Source organism: Priestia megaterium (genome assembly GCF_041941685.1).
Lineage (GTDB): Bacteria > Bacillota > Bacilli > Bacillales > Bacillaceae_H > Priestia > Priestia megaterium_C.
In genome coordinates, this window is the sequence record NZ_CP130967.1 from 5001 (window position 1) to 20622 (window position 15622).

10 protein-coding genes are annotated in these 15622 nt (G+C 33.5%); 6 read left to right on the forward strand and 4 right to left on the reverse strand.

Annotated features, from left to right (window positions below; translation table 11 throughout):
* The first annotated feature begins 2201 nt into the window (after positions 1–2201).
* From Q5794_RS31210 to Q5794_RS31230, 5 genes are all read left to right on the forward strand, one after another.
* The gene (locus Q5794_RS31210) at positions 2202–3488 is read left to right on the forward strand and encodes a replication protein (protein WP_215055174.1); all 1287 of its coding nucleotides are present in this window, start codon (positions 2202–2204) and stop codon (positions 3486–3488) included.
* Positions 3489–3595: 107 nt separating this feature from the next.
* A complete protein-coding gene (locus tag Q5794_RS31215) occupies positions 3596–4384 on the forward strand; it encodes a plasmid stabilization protein (RefSeq protein WP_374989666.1) in 789 nt (262 codons plus the stop codon).
* Positions 4385–5085: 701 nt separating this feature from the next.
* Positions 5086–5820 carry a MerR family transcriptional regulator gene (locus tag Q5794_RS31220; RefSeq protein WP_192998917.1) on the forward strand — a complete coding sequence of 245 codons (735 nt, stop codon included), beginning with the start codon at positions 5086–5088 and terminating at the stop codon, positions 5818–5820.
* A gap of 801 nt (positions 5821–6621) precedes the next feature.
* Entirely contained in the window at positions 6622–7101 is a 480-nt protein-coding gene (locus Q5794_RS31225; RefSeq protein WP_192998916.1) for a MerR family transcriptional regulator, read from the forward strand.
* Positions 7102–7436: 335 nt separating this feature from the next.
* Positions 7437–7673: a helix-turn-helix transcriptional regulator gene (locus Q5794_RS31230; RefSeq protein ID WP_162213578.1), complete on the forward strand. Its 237-nt coding sequence runs from the start codon at positions 7437–7439 to the stop codon at positions 7671–7673.
* Between the two features lie 96 nt (positions 7674–7769).
* Here the strand turns inward: Q5794_RS31230 and Q5794_RS31235 are convergent, their stop codons facing one another.
* The 3 genes from Q5794_RS31235 to Q5794_RS31245 all read right to left on the reverse strand — a co-directional run bounded on the left by Q5794_RS31235 (position 7770) and on the right by Q5794_RS31245 (position 12778).
* Positions 7770–9326: a DUF4365 domain-containing protein gene (locus tag Q5794_RS31235; protein WP_374989667.1), complete on the reverse strand. Its 1557-nt coding sequence runs from the start codon at positions 9324–9326 to the stop codon at positions 7770–7772.
* Between the two features lie 2663 nt (positions 9327–11989).
* Positions 11990–12466: a hypothetical protein gene (locus tag Q5794_RS31240; protein WP_251034426.1), complete on the reverse strand. Its 477-nt coding sequence runs from the start codon at positions 12464–12466 to the stop codon at positions 11990–11992.
* A 12-nt stretch (positions 12467–12478) separates the two neighbouring features.
* Complete coding sequence (locus Q5794_RS31245) at positions 12479–12778, reverse strand: hypothetical protein (RefSeq protein ID WP_215055168.1); 300 nt, start codon at positions 12776–12778, stop codon at positions 12479–12481.
* 694 nt (positions 12779–13472) lie between these two features.
* On the opposite strand from Q5794_RS31245, the gene Q5794_RS31250 reads away from it, so the two are divergent.
* Complete coding sequence (locus Q5794_RS31250) at positions 13473–14474, forward strand: inorganic phosphate transporter (RefSeq protein WP_215055166.1); 1002 nt, start codon at positions 13473–13475, stop codon at positions 14472–14474.
* A gap of 136 nt (positions 14475–14610) precedes the next feature.
* Here Q5794_RS31250 and Q5794_RS31255 read toward each other — a convergent pair whose 3' ends face one another.
* Positions 14611–15405, reverse strand: a complete 795-nt coding sequence (locus Q5794_RS31255) for an inositol monophosphatase family protein (RefSeq protein ID WP_374989668.1) — start codon at positions 15403–15405, stop codon at positions 14611–14613.
* Positions 15406–15622: the final 217 nt, after the last annotated feature.

Below are 15622 nucleotides of genomic sequence, written 5' to 3' on the forward strand. Positions count from 1 at the left end.
AAGAACGATTTCGTTCACATTGTATATTTTTTAGTTCAATGCTTAAATGAGGTGTTTGTTAAAGAGAAGATACTTTTTCAAGTTACTGTTTCATTAGGCAATGGAATTACGTAAATGAAGTGGTCCTTAAAGATCATTAACTGCATTAAAAGCTACTTTTTCCTTCTTCACATGACGGGATGGATAATCGTTTGCATCCCGTTTGTGTTACATAAGCTATCTAGACCAATCATTAAAAAGAGGAATCGTAGGAACAGCTTTTAGTTGCTTGCTGCTTCCTCCTTCTACCTTTCAAATATAAAAAAGTAGACTTTTCATCCTTCACCTCGCCTTCAAACTTTTGCTTTTTTTAACGTTCCGTTTCTTATACTGTACTCCGTTCTTTTAAAATTTTGCTCCACTATTCCGTGCAAAAAATTTCGTAAATCTATTTTATAAATTCTCTTTTCTTCCTTTGTCATAACTCTTTATCTCTCTCAGTAACTCCCTCCTTTTTAAGTTAATTTCTAAAAGTTCTTAGAAAGAAATGTTCTTTTCTTTATAAGATTTCATCTGTTTTTTCAACAACAATCAGATTGATATTTTGTCAAAACATATTCATGACATTCGTTCCTTTCCTGTAAATTGTGGTTCCCCACTACAAAAGGGAGAAGAGCATAAGGGGTTTTTGCCCCCACAGGACGTGTGGGGCTAGGCAGAGCCTAGCTTAACCGTGATATCATGAAAACCCTCAAAGTGGCGACTCTCTGGCGACCGGAAAACGGTGTCCGGCGACTCTCTGGCGCCCCATTGGCGAGTCAGTGGCGACACCTCTTTTTTCACTTCATGGCTAAATCTTGTTGCCCTCATTCAATTTTTAGACCTTCTCTTGTAAACTTTTTTGTTCATCTTCATAGAGGTGAATGCTTTCATTACTGGATTGAATCGCATCTTTTTTATCGCAATTTTTAATTCTGCATTAGCTTTTCTATAGTTTTTTATTTTCTTTTTCTAACTCATGTAAACCTGCTGTAAATATGAAAAAGATAAATGTTGATGGCTTGTAAATCCGCATTTTTTTTAGAACACTCATCGTTTATAGAATAAAAATCGATTTATAAATGATAAAAAAGCACGCGTAACTCACTTGTATTGCAAGTAAAAAAGATGGCAGTTTTGATTACGAACGTGAGAACAAAAATAAAGAAAGATCACTTGCCTCTGTCTTATTTTTTTCAAAAACATTTTAAAATGAAGGGACCCTTGAGGAGACATTTATCAATTATGAAGGGTCGGTGAAGGGGTTCCTGGCACAAATGTTGCAATCACTGAAGGTGCGGTGAAGGGACTGTCCTTTAATTTGAGGGTGCGGTGAGGGGGTTCTTGCAAACATCTCCTTGTACCCAAGGTTTTGTTAGGCTCTGCCTAACCCCACACGTCCTGTGGGGGCAAAAACTTCTTATGCTCTTCTCTCTATTTTTTAAAGGGCACCACTATTTTAGGAATTTGAAATAAAATATTGAACTTAAAATAAGAAATGTTGATCCTACTACTGTTAAAAAAATTGATGAGGAAGCAAAGAAGCAGCTTCTACATGAGGTAGAAGCTGCTTTTATCATATTTTTAACTCTTTGCATAGGGTGATTTTTTTCACCCTTTTTACAAAAAAGGACTACAAAAAATCACCCTACCCAGAAGAACCATTTGCGATTATCATTAAAAATGTACGAATCAATAAATCTCCGACGTGATTAAAAATCTAGTATTATAACATACTTTTAAATACTTTGGGAGGAGTAAAAAAATACCCCTCCCCAGATTCCACAAATTCAGCTATGATGAAGTCGACTCCTAAAGAAATAACAAACGGATCGTAGCTAAAATACTTGTTTTGATATATTTTGCTAATTTTTTATTGAATTATAAGACTACTTAACGCTATAATTAAATTAACAAAAATGACCGGAATAGAAAAAAGACTTCAACTGTTTAAGAGGTGTTGGAAGCACCCTTAAACCGTTCCCCCTAATGCGACTAGGGAAAACACTTGTCGAAGTCTCTTGTTAATAGAGTTAGTTTTGTACAAAATAAAACTTATGGTTTTATTTTATACGAAATTGACATCTATTTCAAGGGCTTAGTTTATCTTAATTAAGACATTGTTTTCCTTTCTTCAGGGAGACAGTGTCTTTTTTGTGTTCCTTAAAGGAGAAGATGAACAAATGACAAAGATATTGACTTGCTATTTACCAGATGTAAATACCTTCAACGGACGATTCAAATGGTTATGGAAAGAAACACCGACCCTTCGTAAAAAGAAAGAAGCGTTTATAGAAACACTTCGTACTTACTTTAAACAACAACAAGAAGCCCTACATAAAGTATTCCCTAAAAAACGGATGGAAATGTTAGATTACGTGATTTATAACCTTGTTGCCACAGGTATTCAAGCGATTCACTCAAAAACACTTATGGAAAAGTTTGATGTATCTCAAAGTACCGTTTCTCGCTTTGTAAAATCGTTAAAGGAAACGCCATTTATGATCGTGGCACGTTATATCAAAGAAGATACAACAGGTGCTCATCCTGATAGCTATGTGTTTATCCTTAAAAGTCATACGAATTTTAATCAAATTTGTGAGGAAATCTTTTTTGCACATGATACAACAGGTATTCAAACGCTTCAACAAGAAGAAATGACAACTCCTGTGACAACTCCTGTGACAAGTCCAGAAAGTGCTGAAAACGTTGATACACCAAGCTTTGAGGACGAAAAAACGTCGTCCCCCTTTATTAACCCTGATTTACCTAAAAATCATTTAAATAATCATTTAATATCTGCTTCACAGTCATTCGCTTATATCGTAGGTGTGCCTAAAAAAGTAAATCATGTGTACGCAGGTAAATATGGTCATCACCTAAAAGCTTTTTATGCTCGTATTCAGAATGCTGCAAAAGCAATAAAACGAGATACAGAGATTGAGATTATCAAAGAACACGTACATGAAGTCGCTTATACAGCCATTGTAGGCTTAGATAAATATGTCCATGAAGCGAATCATAAGGGTACTCCCCTATCACTGGATGAAATGTGTCGTCTTGTTTATCAAATTGCTTACAATCAATTTAAGAATCTACTTAAAGGGAATACAGAAGAATCAACATCTGAATCAGACATACATACAGAAGTTCAAACAAAAGCATTACCTAAGCCTAAACATATCATCCGTAAGGAAATCGTTCCTGCTTGGTTACAAGCTGAACAGGAGCAAAATGAGTGTACACAAGAAGAAACTATTTCTCTGGATCAACAGCTTGAAATGATCCAATTAAAGCAAGATTTAGGGCAAGAACTAACACCAGAAGAAGAAACCTTGCTGCAGGAACACAGTTCTACTTACAGCTCATTCGAAATAGCGCAGCTAAAACAGGATCTAGGACAAGCCTTAACACCACAGGAACAAGCTTTATTACAACAACATAAGCAATTACAGGACACAGTTTCGTAATCAAAAAGTGAAGAAATCCCTTGGAAGCTGATGTTTAGTAAGAGTGTTATTATTTAGAACATATTTCTAAATAATCAATATATAAATCTATGTAGGAGGAGATCACGATGCCACATAAAATGACCTTAACAGGTTCTGCGACAGGACCATTACGAGAATATGACCGTTACGTTGCCTTTGATATGCGAGAAAAAGGTTCACCTTCTGCGCCTAAAGGTTTAAAGAAGAGTACGTTTATTTCGTATACCGTGTTTGTTGCGAAGAAAGCTTTTAATAAAACCGGACTGACAAAAAAGAGTATTATGCATGAAAAATTCTTAATTCAAGGGGAACCAACGTTAGATATTCCCATTGACGAGTGCCCTGGGGAAATTGGTATCATCTGCTTCCAGATTACCGTTCTTCCGAGTAAAAACGATAAAGAAGCTAATGAGCCGAAAGAGAAAAAAGAAGTAAAAAAAGAGGTTTCTGCGCCTTCTGAAGTACAAAAGAACAGTGAATATACCAAGCAGGAAGAAAAACAAGATCCTGTTTCTCAGCCTGTAGCAAAAGAAGAGAAAAAGGAAGCTGAAACAGTACAATCAGAATCGAAAGAAACGCCTATTCAGGAGAAAAAGGCTGCGCCAAAACAGAAGCAGCTGCCAACTCAGCCAAAAGGGATACAGGATGTCGTGAGCTTTGATGAGATTATCGTTCCTGAAGCCTTCTTAAAGACACGACCAAACCCTGAAAAAACGCAAAAGGTCATTGATTTTGTGAAACGCACAGGATACTTAGATGAGCCGTTAACGATTGATAAAGGCTCTAAGGTCCTAAAAGATGGCTATCGTCGTTATATTGTGGCCAAAACCGTTAAAATGGACAAAGTTCCTGTTATCTATGAATATCAAAAATAAAGCATTTTTAGCTAAGAATTGCTAGTTATTCGTAATGGACAGCAAACAACTATAAGGTGTCCCCTTTCATAGTTGTTTGCTGTCTATTTATCTTGAAAGCCACTTTCTACATATAGCTCATCTACTATATGATTTCATTTTCCATTTTTGATTGTATTATTATAAGTCCTTAAATTAAAAAGAATGCTTTAACTTTCCTTTTGGCTCTGCTAAACTTAATCATTTTATCTTTGATATATCATTAGTTGAATGAAGCTATTTTAGAGCTATTACCCCATTTGCGTGTTCTGATGCCTGAATCTGAGTTGAACTTAAGGTAAATTTAAAAAGAATTCGTGTTTGTGAATAAAAAAAGAATTTATTTTTTAGTTAAAATGCATTTTTTGTTGAACTTAAGATTAACTTAAATGAATTTAAACAATAATTAAATCAATAATAAGTTTTTTCCGTTTCATTTTAATCAATAACTATCATTATTGATTAAAAGATAAAACAATAATCTTATTCAGGAATTAGTTATTACATTATTATTGCTTTAAGATTTACATGGAAGAAGTTAGCAGTTAATATAGAATCAATAATGAGATAAGAACAATGTTATTAGAATCTACGTTAATAATCCCATGGTACGTTTCACTTCAAAATCAATTGCATGATTCTTGTATTATATTAATTATTAATTGACATATGGAGGTGTAGTTATGTCTGAAAAATTGTACTTACCAAAAGAAGTGGTAAATATACTAGGTATCTCTGGAGATTTGCTTCGTAAATGGTGCGAAGAATTCAATATTATTACAGAGTGGACAGGCACTGATTATGGAAAAGGTCATAGAAGGTTTACAAAAGAGAATCTAGAGACACTTAACAGTATAAAGAAGAAAATTCATGAGCAAGGTTGGTCCTGGGATCAAGTGAAACAATGGCGTAATGGTGAAGAAATGACTATTAATGACCACGTAGAACGGTCTATTTTAGAAAAGAAGATAGATCACCTAATTGAAGGTCAGAACCAACAAATAGAATTTAACAGGATTCTTTCAGAAAAATTGGAGCTTCTAACAAAGGAACTTATTTCTACTCAAAAAGAGTTGGCTATTGCAAATAAAGAAATTGCAGCAACAAAGCAGCAAATGATTGAAGTAAAAACAGAAAATAAAGACTTAGAAGCATACATAGAAAACAGCCTAAAAAAACGTGATAAAGTTCTTCTTGAAAACATTAGAAAAACTCAAGAAACGCTAAAAGATAATTCAGCTGAACAGGAGTTAAATCAAAACAAACAGAATTTTGAAGAACTGATAAATACTAATCTAAAAGAGTTATTAAAAGAAAGAGATGCAGACCTTTTAAATGCATTTACTCATACTCAAAAAGAGTTGATTAAAGAACAAAATCAAAAGAAGACATTATGGCAAAAGTTATTCTCAAACTAGGAAAAATCATTCCTAGTTTTTATTTTGTCAACTAATAAATAATAGAAAACAATAATATCTTTATTTAATTATTTATCAATTTCATAAAAATATCTAAATCGGAATTTACTTATGATTGCTTTAATTATCATTTTAAGATTAATTTTATGTTTAACTGAATTTTATTGCTAAATTATAATAAATATGCTGTAAAATTATTGAAAACATCAACGTGCAAAAAATCAATAATTTAAAAGATAATTCATTTATTCTTTTACAAACACAACTCTAAAGTTCTTTAAATTTAATAAAACCGGAAATGAATCATTATTGCTTTATTTCCGAGTTTATAGATTTATAATTTCCTAAATAAAACAGGAATTCAAAAATGGATTTTTATTTAACAAAAGATTTAATCCTCTAAAAATAAAACTCTAACATTTATCAATGCTACAATTAGTTCATCTGACACCATGACAACCTTGTTATATCTAAATTATTGACTCAAATCCAGTAGATATTACACTTTAAAATTAAGATAGCACTATTTAATGATTTATTAGATTAATCTCTTTAGATAGTTTATGTTTATATAGCTAAATGCATCGCTGAATCAGGAAAAACCATCACTATGAGGGGAGAGGGCAAATATTTAATCTATGACGTTAGTAAATAGCTAAACATGATAATATACCCTCAATTGAGAATACCGATTACTATAGTAACAATAGCATTACAAGGTATAATATCTCGTTCTCTTATTAATTGAAGGTTTTAACGTATATACCTAGAATAGTTCTCTTGATAAGAGGAGGTGATCATATGTTGAGAGTCATAACCGCAGAAGCAGCATATACCACCGAAGAATTAGCTGATATACTTGGTTTGCCCATATCGACTATACGAAAATACAACTTCCATTTTTCTAAAATTGGTATGCAGTTTACAAAAAAACAAGGTAGATTAGCTTATACAAATGACGATGTTACCATCTTTCATGAATTAAAAAAAATTCATGCCAATTCCGAAATGACCCTAGAAAAAGCCGTTATAACCGTTGCAAGAAAATTCAACTTAGTACAAATACCAGACACTCCACCTAACATTTCAACTGAAAAACAAACCCTTATCTTAGAACCACTTGAAGTACAAATAAAAGAGATACAAAGCTATATCGATGCAAAATTCGAGGAACGCGAACGTCAATTAATCTCAATGGCTCGTGAAATCCGAGCGTTAAAAAAAGCACAACAACAAAAGAAAAGTTTTTATAAGTGGTTAAAAACCTTTTTTGAAAAATGATTTGCTAGAATGGCGGTATCTCGTTATCTAATATTCACACAAAAAAACCTTTTCCCTCTAGGAAAAGGTTTTTTGTGTGAAGTCCAATTTCAAAGAATATTGATAACAAAGACCGCCCAATATGTATCAGTGTATAAGGCGGTCTTAACTGTATTCATGCTATATGATTATGACCAAAATATCGACATTATTCCAACTCTGCATAAGCAATATTTATATATTGTTTATTTTATAGTTTATTATATGTTGTAAATAAATTTTATTGCGGAATTTTTTCCCTAAAATGAATATTTTTTTTGAAAGTGTCAATCCTTTATAAAAAGGAGTGTGCTCTCATGCCTAAGATAACCAAAAAGAGTAAATTAGGAAAATACTTAATGAACAAAGGCTATAATCAAACAGAAATAGTTAAAGTAACTAAGATGGATAGAAAAACAGTTAGCAAGATTTACAATGATTCAAATTACATCCCATCAGGTACCACGATTAAGAAAATTATGAATGTCTTAAAAAAAATTGACCCAAAACTGAAAGTAGAGGACTTTTTAATTTATAAGCCCTATTGTGGGTAAGTAGGGCTTATTTATTGTACTAAGGACAAAAACTTTATAAAAAGGAGCTTTTATAGAAGTTTACTAGCAATCTATATACAGAAGAAAATGAGCATACTACTCCAAGTTTTGATAAAAACGGTAGATTGGAAATTCCATGATTTCTTCTTTTTCCTCAACAGGAAGAGTAGCAAATATTCTCTTCGCTTTTTCCTTATTTTTCAACAAAACTTCATATGCAAAACATAGTGTTTGCTCGTTATTCATTTCTGCTTTTTCTTTTATGTTATAAAGATCATTTTGTTCCTCTTCTGATAATTCATGGCCTTGCTTGAGTTTAATAAGATAGATATTAACCTTTGCAATATCATCTTCTGGAAACTTAGCTAAGTATCGTTGGTTTAGATCAAGAGCAAGCTCTAAATAATTTTCATCGAGGGTTTTATCATAAAAGTCTATATAGCCTAAAGAACTAGTAATTGTTAAGTCAGCTTGTATATCATGATGTTCATCGGCAAAAGATAATTTTACTATTTCGAAATCAAAGTTTGTGTCTTTCACCATTTCTTCAATTTTTTGAGAAGCGAAAATGCTTACTTTTTGGGCGTAATTTTCCCGATTATCAGGTAACATAACAGATTCAACAGTATCGTGCTCGTGGTTACTAACTAGATCTGTTATAGAGGAATATCTACCCATTATTTTTAACGCTTCTTCACTATAAAGGTTAAGGAAACATCCATCTGTATACACTAATGCTAGTTTCACATGTTTGGAAAGTTCAATATTGATTATCTCCGTTTTTTCTAGTTTCTCTTGACGAATATTCAGTAAGCTATATTGTTTATTTTTAAAGATATTGATTATAGCATTGAATAGGGAAGTTAAATCTTCTTTATCATCGAATATATCATTTTCACTTATTCCAATTTGAGTGCAAATATCTATCAGTTCTTTGTAAGATTCAATCTCTTCCTCAATTTCTTGGAGGTGCCCCTTTAAATCTAATGTTCCACCGGATAACTGTAAAGATTGAAAAGGAAACTTATTGCGCTGTATGTAATAGTTTATTAATCGTAAACATTTCATATAGGAACCGAGGCTTTTTACTCTTTCTAAATGGAATAGACCAGATTTCTTTCTCCTATCAAAATCCAACGTTAAATTATCTTCTATAACGACCTTGAATCCTTTCTCTGTCTCAATGATTTGGTAAGTAACAAGGGTGGATTCATTGTTCATATAAACGACTTCGTTCTTTCCAATTTTCAACTCATCTATTTTAACTTCCTCCACTGGTAACTTAATACCGTCGTCTGGGATACCATATACGTGAATTATCCCTTCATATAAATTAAAAGCTTTCTTTTCCATGTTAACAAGATCTACTTTGTAATGCGTAGATTCTTTGTTTTCGGATGTTTCAGTAGAGCGTGTTTGCTGTTTGTCTACCTCTTTTATAAATGTGTGACGTAAAGGATCTAAATCTTCATTTTTCATTTTTTTGAAATCAAAGGAAATAGATTTCTTTTCACTTGAATTAAGATGAGATAAGAGTGATCTAACTTTTAGTGGGGCTAATATCCGATAATACGCTAGCTGTTCAACAGTTGTTGTATCAGTTTCTAGATCTTTTGCTGCAAACTTTTTTTGGTTTTTGTTGTAACCATTCAATTCTCTCCTTCTTCATGGTGAACATTTAAGTCGTTAAAAACTCATCGAATCCTAGTATAGCAACAACGAAACAGCATTCGTTAGATAAATTAAATCCAACGATTGTATTTCTCAGCTATTTCTTAGTCAATGAAATGGGTTTACTATCAAACAAAAAAATCATGTTATATACAAAATTTTTGATCAAACATTATTATAAACAATCCAAGTACAAACAAAATAACATGAAAAAGGGCACTTTCCCGGCTAGGAAAGCACCCCCATGTCAAAACTTAGTACGTAACGGACTTTTATTATAACATAGGTTGCCCTCAAAAAGTAGGAGGGCCTTATTATGGATAAAAGCGAAAAACTATTGAAAAACTATTAATGGGTATTGAAAATATCTTGAGTGTAGCGTCTGATTTAGTTGATGAAGTTGCTGGGCTAAAGAGTGCAGAAAAAGAATGTAAAACCCTGGAATAGAAAGTATTTATGAATCAAATAACTCAAGCAGAACAAGAAGTCTTTGCTCTTGCTATTGATGGTCATTCTGTTTCAGAAATACAAGACATTCCCCCATAAAGAAGAGTGCACGATTGAGAACCAAAAAAGAAGTAGCTTAAAGAAGTTGAATACCCCATCTATGACAGAAGCTGTTCAACAATTTCAGAATTTGCATCAAGAACCGTCACAAAAACTAATACGTACTTCTTAACTATAGAATAGCCTTAAAGGCTATAAGAGCAGGCTTAAGCCTGCTTTTTCTTTTATTCATGCAATATCCTATTGCAAATTTGCTATGTAAAGGTTGCATAACTGATGCAACCTTTAGAAAAAACATGATGTTTATTCTGTTGAACACAACGTTCTCCAAAGCTGAACATATATGGTCACTAGTTAATATAATGTCTCTTTCTTCATATTTTTCAGTTCTATTGATGTATATTATATACATCTTTACTTTAAAGCGCTAAATTGATAGTCTTTTAGTGGTTATTTTAACTTTTTTTAACCAGCAAATTAATTAGGGGATGAGAACAATCTAATGTTAAAAAATAAGGTAGAAAAGTTGAGAAAATTCGAAGTGGAATATTCTATATCAAAGAATAAAACTATTGTTAATAAAACTTTAATTATAGAATCAATTAACGATGCAGATAAAATTATGAAATTAGCTAAATTAGACATATCTACGAAAGAAAGAATCTTCATTCAAAATGTAAAAATTTTAAGGTTCAGGGCTATATGAAACTCAAAATAAATTAGCAGGTTTGAGCCTAATATTTCTGCCTTCTAAAAATAATTAATTATATACAGAGAAAAGAGCATTCCTCTAAATTGAGAAATGCTCTTTTCTATAAGCATGATTTTGGTTATCAAACATGAACCCACTGTTGGGTTGACCACTTATATTTTACTATCTTTGATGATCAATGTCATTACTTAATATTTTGAAAATATAAAAAATTTAACCCTTGATCCCACACAAAAAAAGACTACCTTATCCCCCAAGGTAATCCTTTCTTTTTTTATGTAGATTCTACACAATCTCATTTTACATAATTAGAATAAAAAAACCATAATTCTGTTATATTTTCTGACATAAATTATCGAATGTTATTTCTACCTTTTCATAAAAATAAAAAAGGACATTTCTTTTATGCCCTGTTCCCTCATATCAGCCCCGCCTACGCTAAATACTATGACAGCCACTCATGCCATCCAACCTATACTTAGTATAAGCGAAAGCGATTACAAAGTAAAAGAATTAATGAAATATTCTGTTTATTTTTATTGTGTCTAGTAGGTTGAATAATATCAAATGTCATGAGCAAACTACTCAAGAGGTCGAAAGGCTTCCATCCTTTGGTTAAATAAATGTAGTAGAAAAACTCCTGAACAGGTATCAGGAGTTTTTCTGTGTTTTAAGCTATATATGATATACATCTTTAGTTAACAAAAGGACTCTTTCCTTAACCCGATTAAAGAGAGACCTTTTGGCATAAGGGCAGGGTCTCTTTTCTTGAGTATGCAGCTTTTTATACATCCTTGATATGACTGCGTTTACTCGATATCCAAGTGGGCGGAGGATGTATAAAAAGTGCACGTTACATATCTATGCTCAAGGTCATCTTATATTGATTTATTTCTTAATTTATTGTAAAATTATTCAGACTTTTTATAAATTAGTTTAGGAATTCCCTTAAAAGCTACCTGTCCTGCAATGGGGTAGCTTTCTTTTTTATCAGAAAGCATATTTTCTTAGTATCCTATGTTAACATAATCACTCTTTCCGGAACACATGCCAAAAAGAGCCCCTTGCGCCACAAGGGGTTGAAGATAGGATGACTACTTGCTTCATGCAGCTTTTTATACATCCTTGATTTAGCACGGTTTTCCTAAGACTTAGATGGGGAGGAGGTTGTATAAAATGTGTGCGCTTTATGTATACGATTTTCTTAGAAAAGATAGTATTTAAAGTGATAAAATGGTAAAATTTATCTGTCTCATACATGGATACGTATGAACCCTGCTAAAGAGCAGCCTTGTAAGTATATAACAAGGTTGCTCCTCCATAACAAAAATTGTATGACAACCTTTCAATTAATGTGTTATACTGACTATAGACCTAATCTTTCTTATACTTTAGTACAGAAAGATTAAAATCCCAAAAAGCACCCTTATTCTCGAATGCCATTAACGATGAGGCTACTTTTTCCCGCGCCAATTTCACCAGAAATCAGTAACGTTTCTAAATCCGCAAAATCCCATGAAACAGGGTTTCCGTAGATATCTTGACCAATGCAGACAGGAAGCTCCATTTTTTCGATATGAGGATGAATCGAGTCATACGTATAAGTAAGCATCTTAGGCAATCTTTTGTGATGAACGGTGATACTAAAATTCTTTAGGCTGCCGTTTATTTCGATGTTGCTGTCTAATACTTGTCGTAAGGCCCATCTCTTTTTGTTTAAAAGTTCAGGATCAATGCCATTTAGTAAGGAAAAGGCATAGCGAGTATAGGTGTGATGATGATCGATTCGATGGATCTTAGGGAACTGATACGAAGTACGATCTCCATGCTTTATGACCCGATAAATCTCTGCAGTACGAAACGCTTTAATCAATTGGCCACGTAATTTTAGCTTTTCAAACATCAACATTCCTCCTCAAAGTATAAATGTCGCAAAGAAGTAAAATAAGGCGCTATAAAACGAAACAGGTAAAATAAAGCGCATTACCTTTGCGAACTGATCAGCAAGATCGACAACACCCCAGCGTTCTAATATTCGTTCAATAATGGCAATTCCTAAGACAATGCCTCCTATGGTCAGAATAGTAGGGTCAAGCATGGCTAATGGACTAAAAGGAACAAAGGAATAAGCCTTGAAGGGACGAGGTCTCGTAAGAGATGATTGGAGGGTTAAAGGATAGATCTTTCGAAAAGAAAACCTTTGTGTTTTTCTCATGTTGGTACCTTCTTTCACTCTTTTAATTTTTTTGCTTTTTAGGTATCAATTATTTCAGCTTAACGCATCCGGTCGCCCCCTTCGCCTCTTCGGCTCAGCTCCCTTACAGATTCTATGAAGGGCTTCACTAGGGGCATAAAGCTTGTATTAACGCAGTAACGCTACTGAAATAGATACTGATTAAGTAATGGAGTCATAATTCTTTAGATACTATGTAGCTACTGCAGTAAGCTTGCCTGTCCATCCCAAAAATAAAAAAGAACCCTTACTGCAGTAGGGGATGAGTAGATGGTGATGTAAGAGGTGCTTGGCTTATAGATGCTAGGGGTTGGCCTAGTCGCTTATCTTTTTCATAAAATGAACGAGAGATCGAAAGGGGTCCCATCTCAGGGGCAATTTTTGTCCATATTTTCGCAAAATTCTTGGTTTGCATCAGAACCAGATTGAAAATATGAATTGATGTGTATGTTAAGAGAAATTAAATAAGAATTAAAGCTGATGAATTTTAACATCAAAGAATTAGGGTAAAGATATAAAGAGTTTCTATAAAAGTAATCCATTATTAATATTCAACACTTAGAGAAGAGTACATATCTTATGCTTTAACGTAGTAGCGAGTACTTATTTCAAATGAAAATGTATCAATAAACTCGACATTATGATCCTGAGAAATAAATAAGGAGGTAGCTAGTCGATGGAGTTTCTATCTTTAATGCTTATTTTAATTGTATTATTGGGTTTAGCTTTTGACTTTATTAATGGATTTCATGACACAGCCAATACAATTGCTACATCGGTTACTACTCATGCTTTGACTCCAAAGATTGCTATCCTTTTAGCAACTTTAATGAATTTCGTAGGTGCCTTGCTTTTTTCAGGAGTAGCTCAAACCATTACGAAAGATATTGTTGATCCTTTTTCGTTACAAAATGGATCAATGGTTATTTTAAGTGCTTTAATGTCGGCAATTATATGGAATCTTCTTACCTGGTATTTTGGTATTCCAAGCAGTTCATCTCATGCACTTGTAGGGTCTATTTCCGGGGCTGCTATTGTAGCAGGAGGGTTTCACGCATTAAATTATAAAGGGTTTCTAAAAATCATTGAAGGACTCATTATTTCACCAATTATTGCTGTGTTATGTGGTTTTATTATTATGACTCTGTTTCAACTAGTTTTTAAAAATTTTTCTCTTTCTAAAACGTACAGAAGAATGCGCTTATTTCAGGTTTTTACAGCAGCACTTCAATCGTTTTCTCATGGAACAAATGATGCTCAAAAGACTATGGGGATTATTACAATGGCATTAATTACGGCTGGATATCAAACCTCAATGGATATTCCGTTTTGGGTGCGAATTAGTGTTGCAATGACTATGGGAATGGGAACGATGATTGGTGGAAAGAAAATTATCAAAACTATTGGAGGGAAAATTACCAAGTTAAACCCAGCAAATGGGGCAGCAGCTGATTTATCCTCGGCTCTAATTATATTTGGATTTACGGCATTAAAGTTGCCTGTAAGCACTACACATGTGATATCTTCATCTATTATAGGTGTTGGTTCCGCACATCGAATAAAAGATGTGAAATGGGGTGTAGCGAAGCGTATTGTCATTACATGGATTATTACTTTACCCCTTACGGCATTACTATCGGGCACTCTTTTTGAAGTATTTTTTTTATTAACTAAATAAATTAAAAACGAAGAAAAATAAAAAAAGCTCCAAATTCGGAGCTTCTTTAGTGTAAGCATTTTTGTAGGAATTGGTGGACTGAAGATACACAGCAGTACACTTATACTACATAATGATGGATATGTATCAGGCCCCCCTATAAGCAATTGAGAACCGTAGAATGTACTTTTGAATTACTAGCTATGATGTTCTGATCAGACAGACTATAGACATTTCCTTTTGTATTCGTCACTGTACCACCAGCTTCCTTAACTAGTAATACGCCTGCTGCAATATCCCATACACTTAAACCATACTGCCAGAAAGCACCTAACCTTCCACAAGCAACGTAGACTAAATGTAATGCTGCTGAACCTAATACACGGATTGATCTAAATTCCTTGCCAATAGAATTCATACTTGCTATATTCAGCTCACGAAACGCAGATGTGGAGACAAAGCCTGTGGCTATCATACAATCAACTGCTTTCTCTGTCTCTGATATCGAAATCTGTTTGCCATTACAAAAAGATCCTTTCCCTTTCTCAGCCCAAAATAATTCATCCCTGCAAGGATCGTAAACAACACCAAGGACAATTTCTCCTTTGCAGGTTAGTGCTATTGAAATGGTGAACCCTGGAATTCCATGAATGAAATTTGCTGTTCCATCAATAGGGTCCACAATCCACAAAAAGGGAACATCTTGAGCATCTTGAAGAACCTGGCTGAGAGGCTTTTCAGCAGCAAAAGACTCCTCTTCGCCTAATAAAGAATGTTCCGGATGTGCTTCTAAAATGAAATCCCGAATCATTTGTTCTGAGTGCTTATCAATCTCCGTCACGACGTCAAAATTTGAGCTTTTTTTCTCTGCAATAATACCTGTGCTAACTTGGGAAAGTATCATTTCACCTGCTAGCCTTGCCGCGTTACATGCTGTCTCTAAATAACTCATTTTCATCTCCCTTTCTATCAGTAGCACCTATTATGATTTAGTAATTAATTCGCCAGGGAATGTCTGAGTCCTTTGTTAAACCAACCTATCAACACAGTAGCAGTAACGAAAGAAATCGGGATTCTTTAGATACTATGTAGCTACAGCAGCAAGGTTGCCTGTCTACTTAAAAAATAAAAAAGAACCCTTACTGCAGTAGGGGGTGATGTAAGAGGTG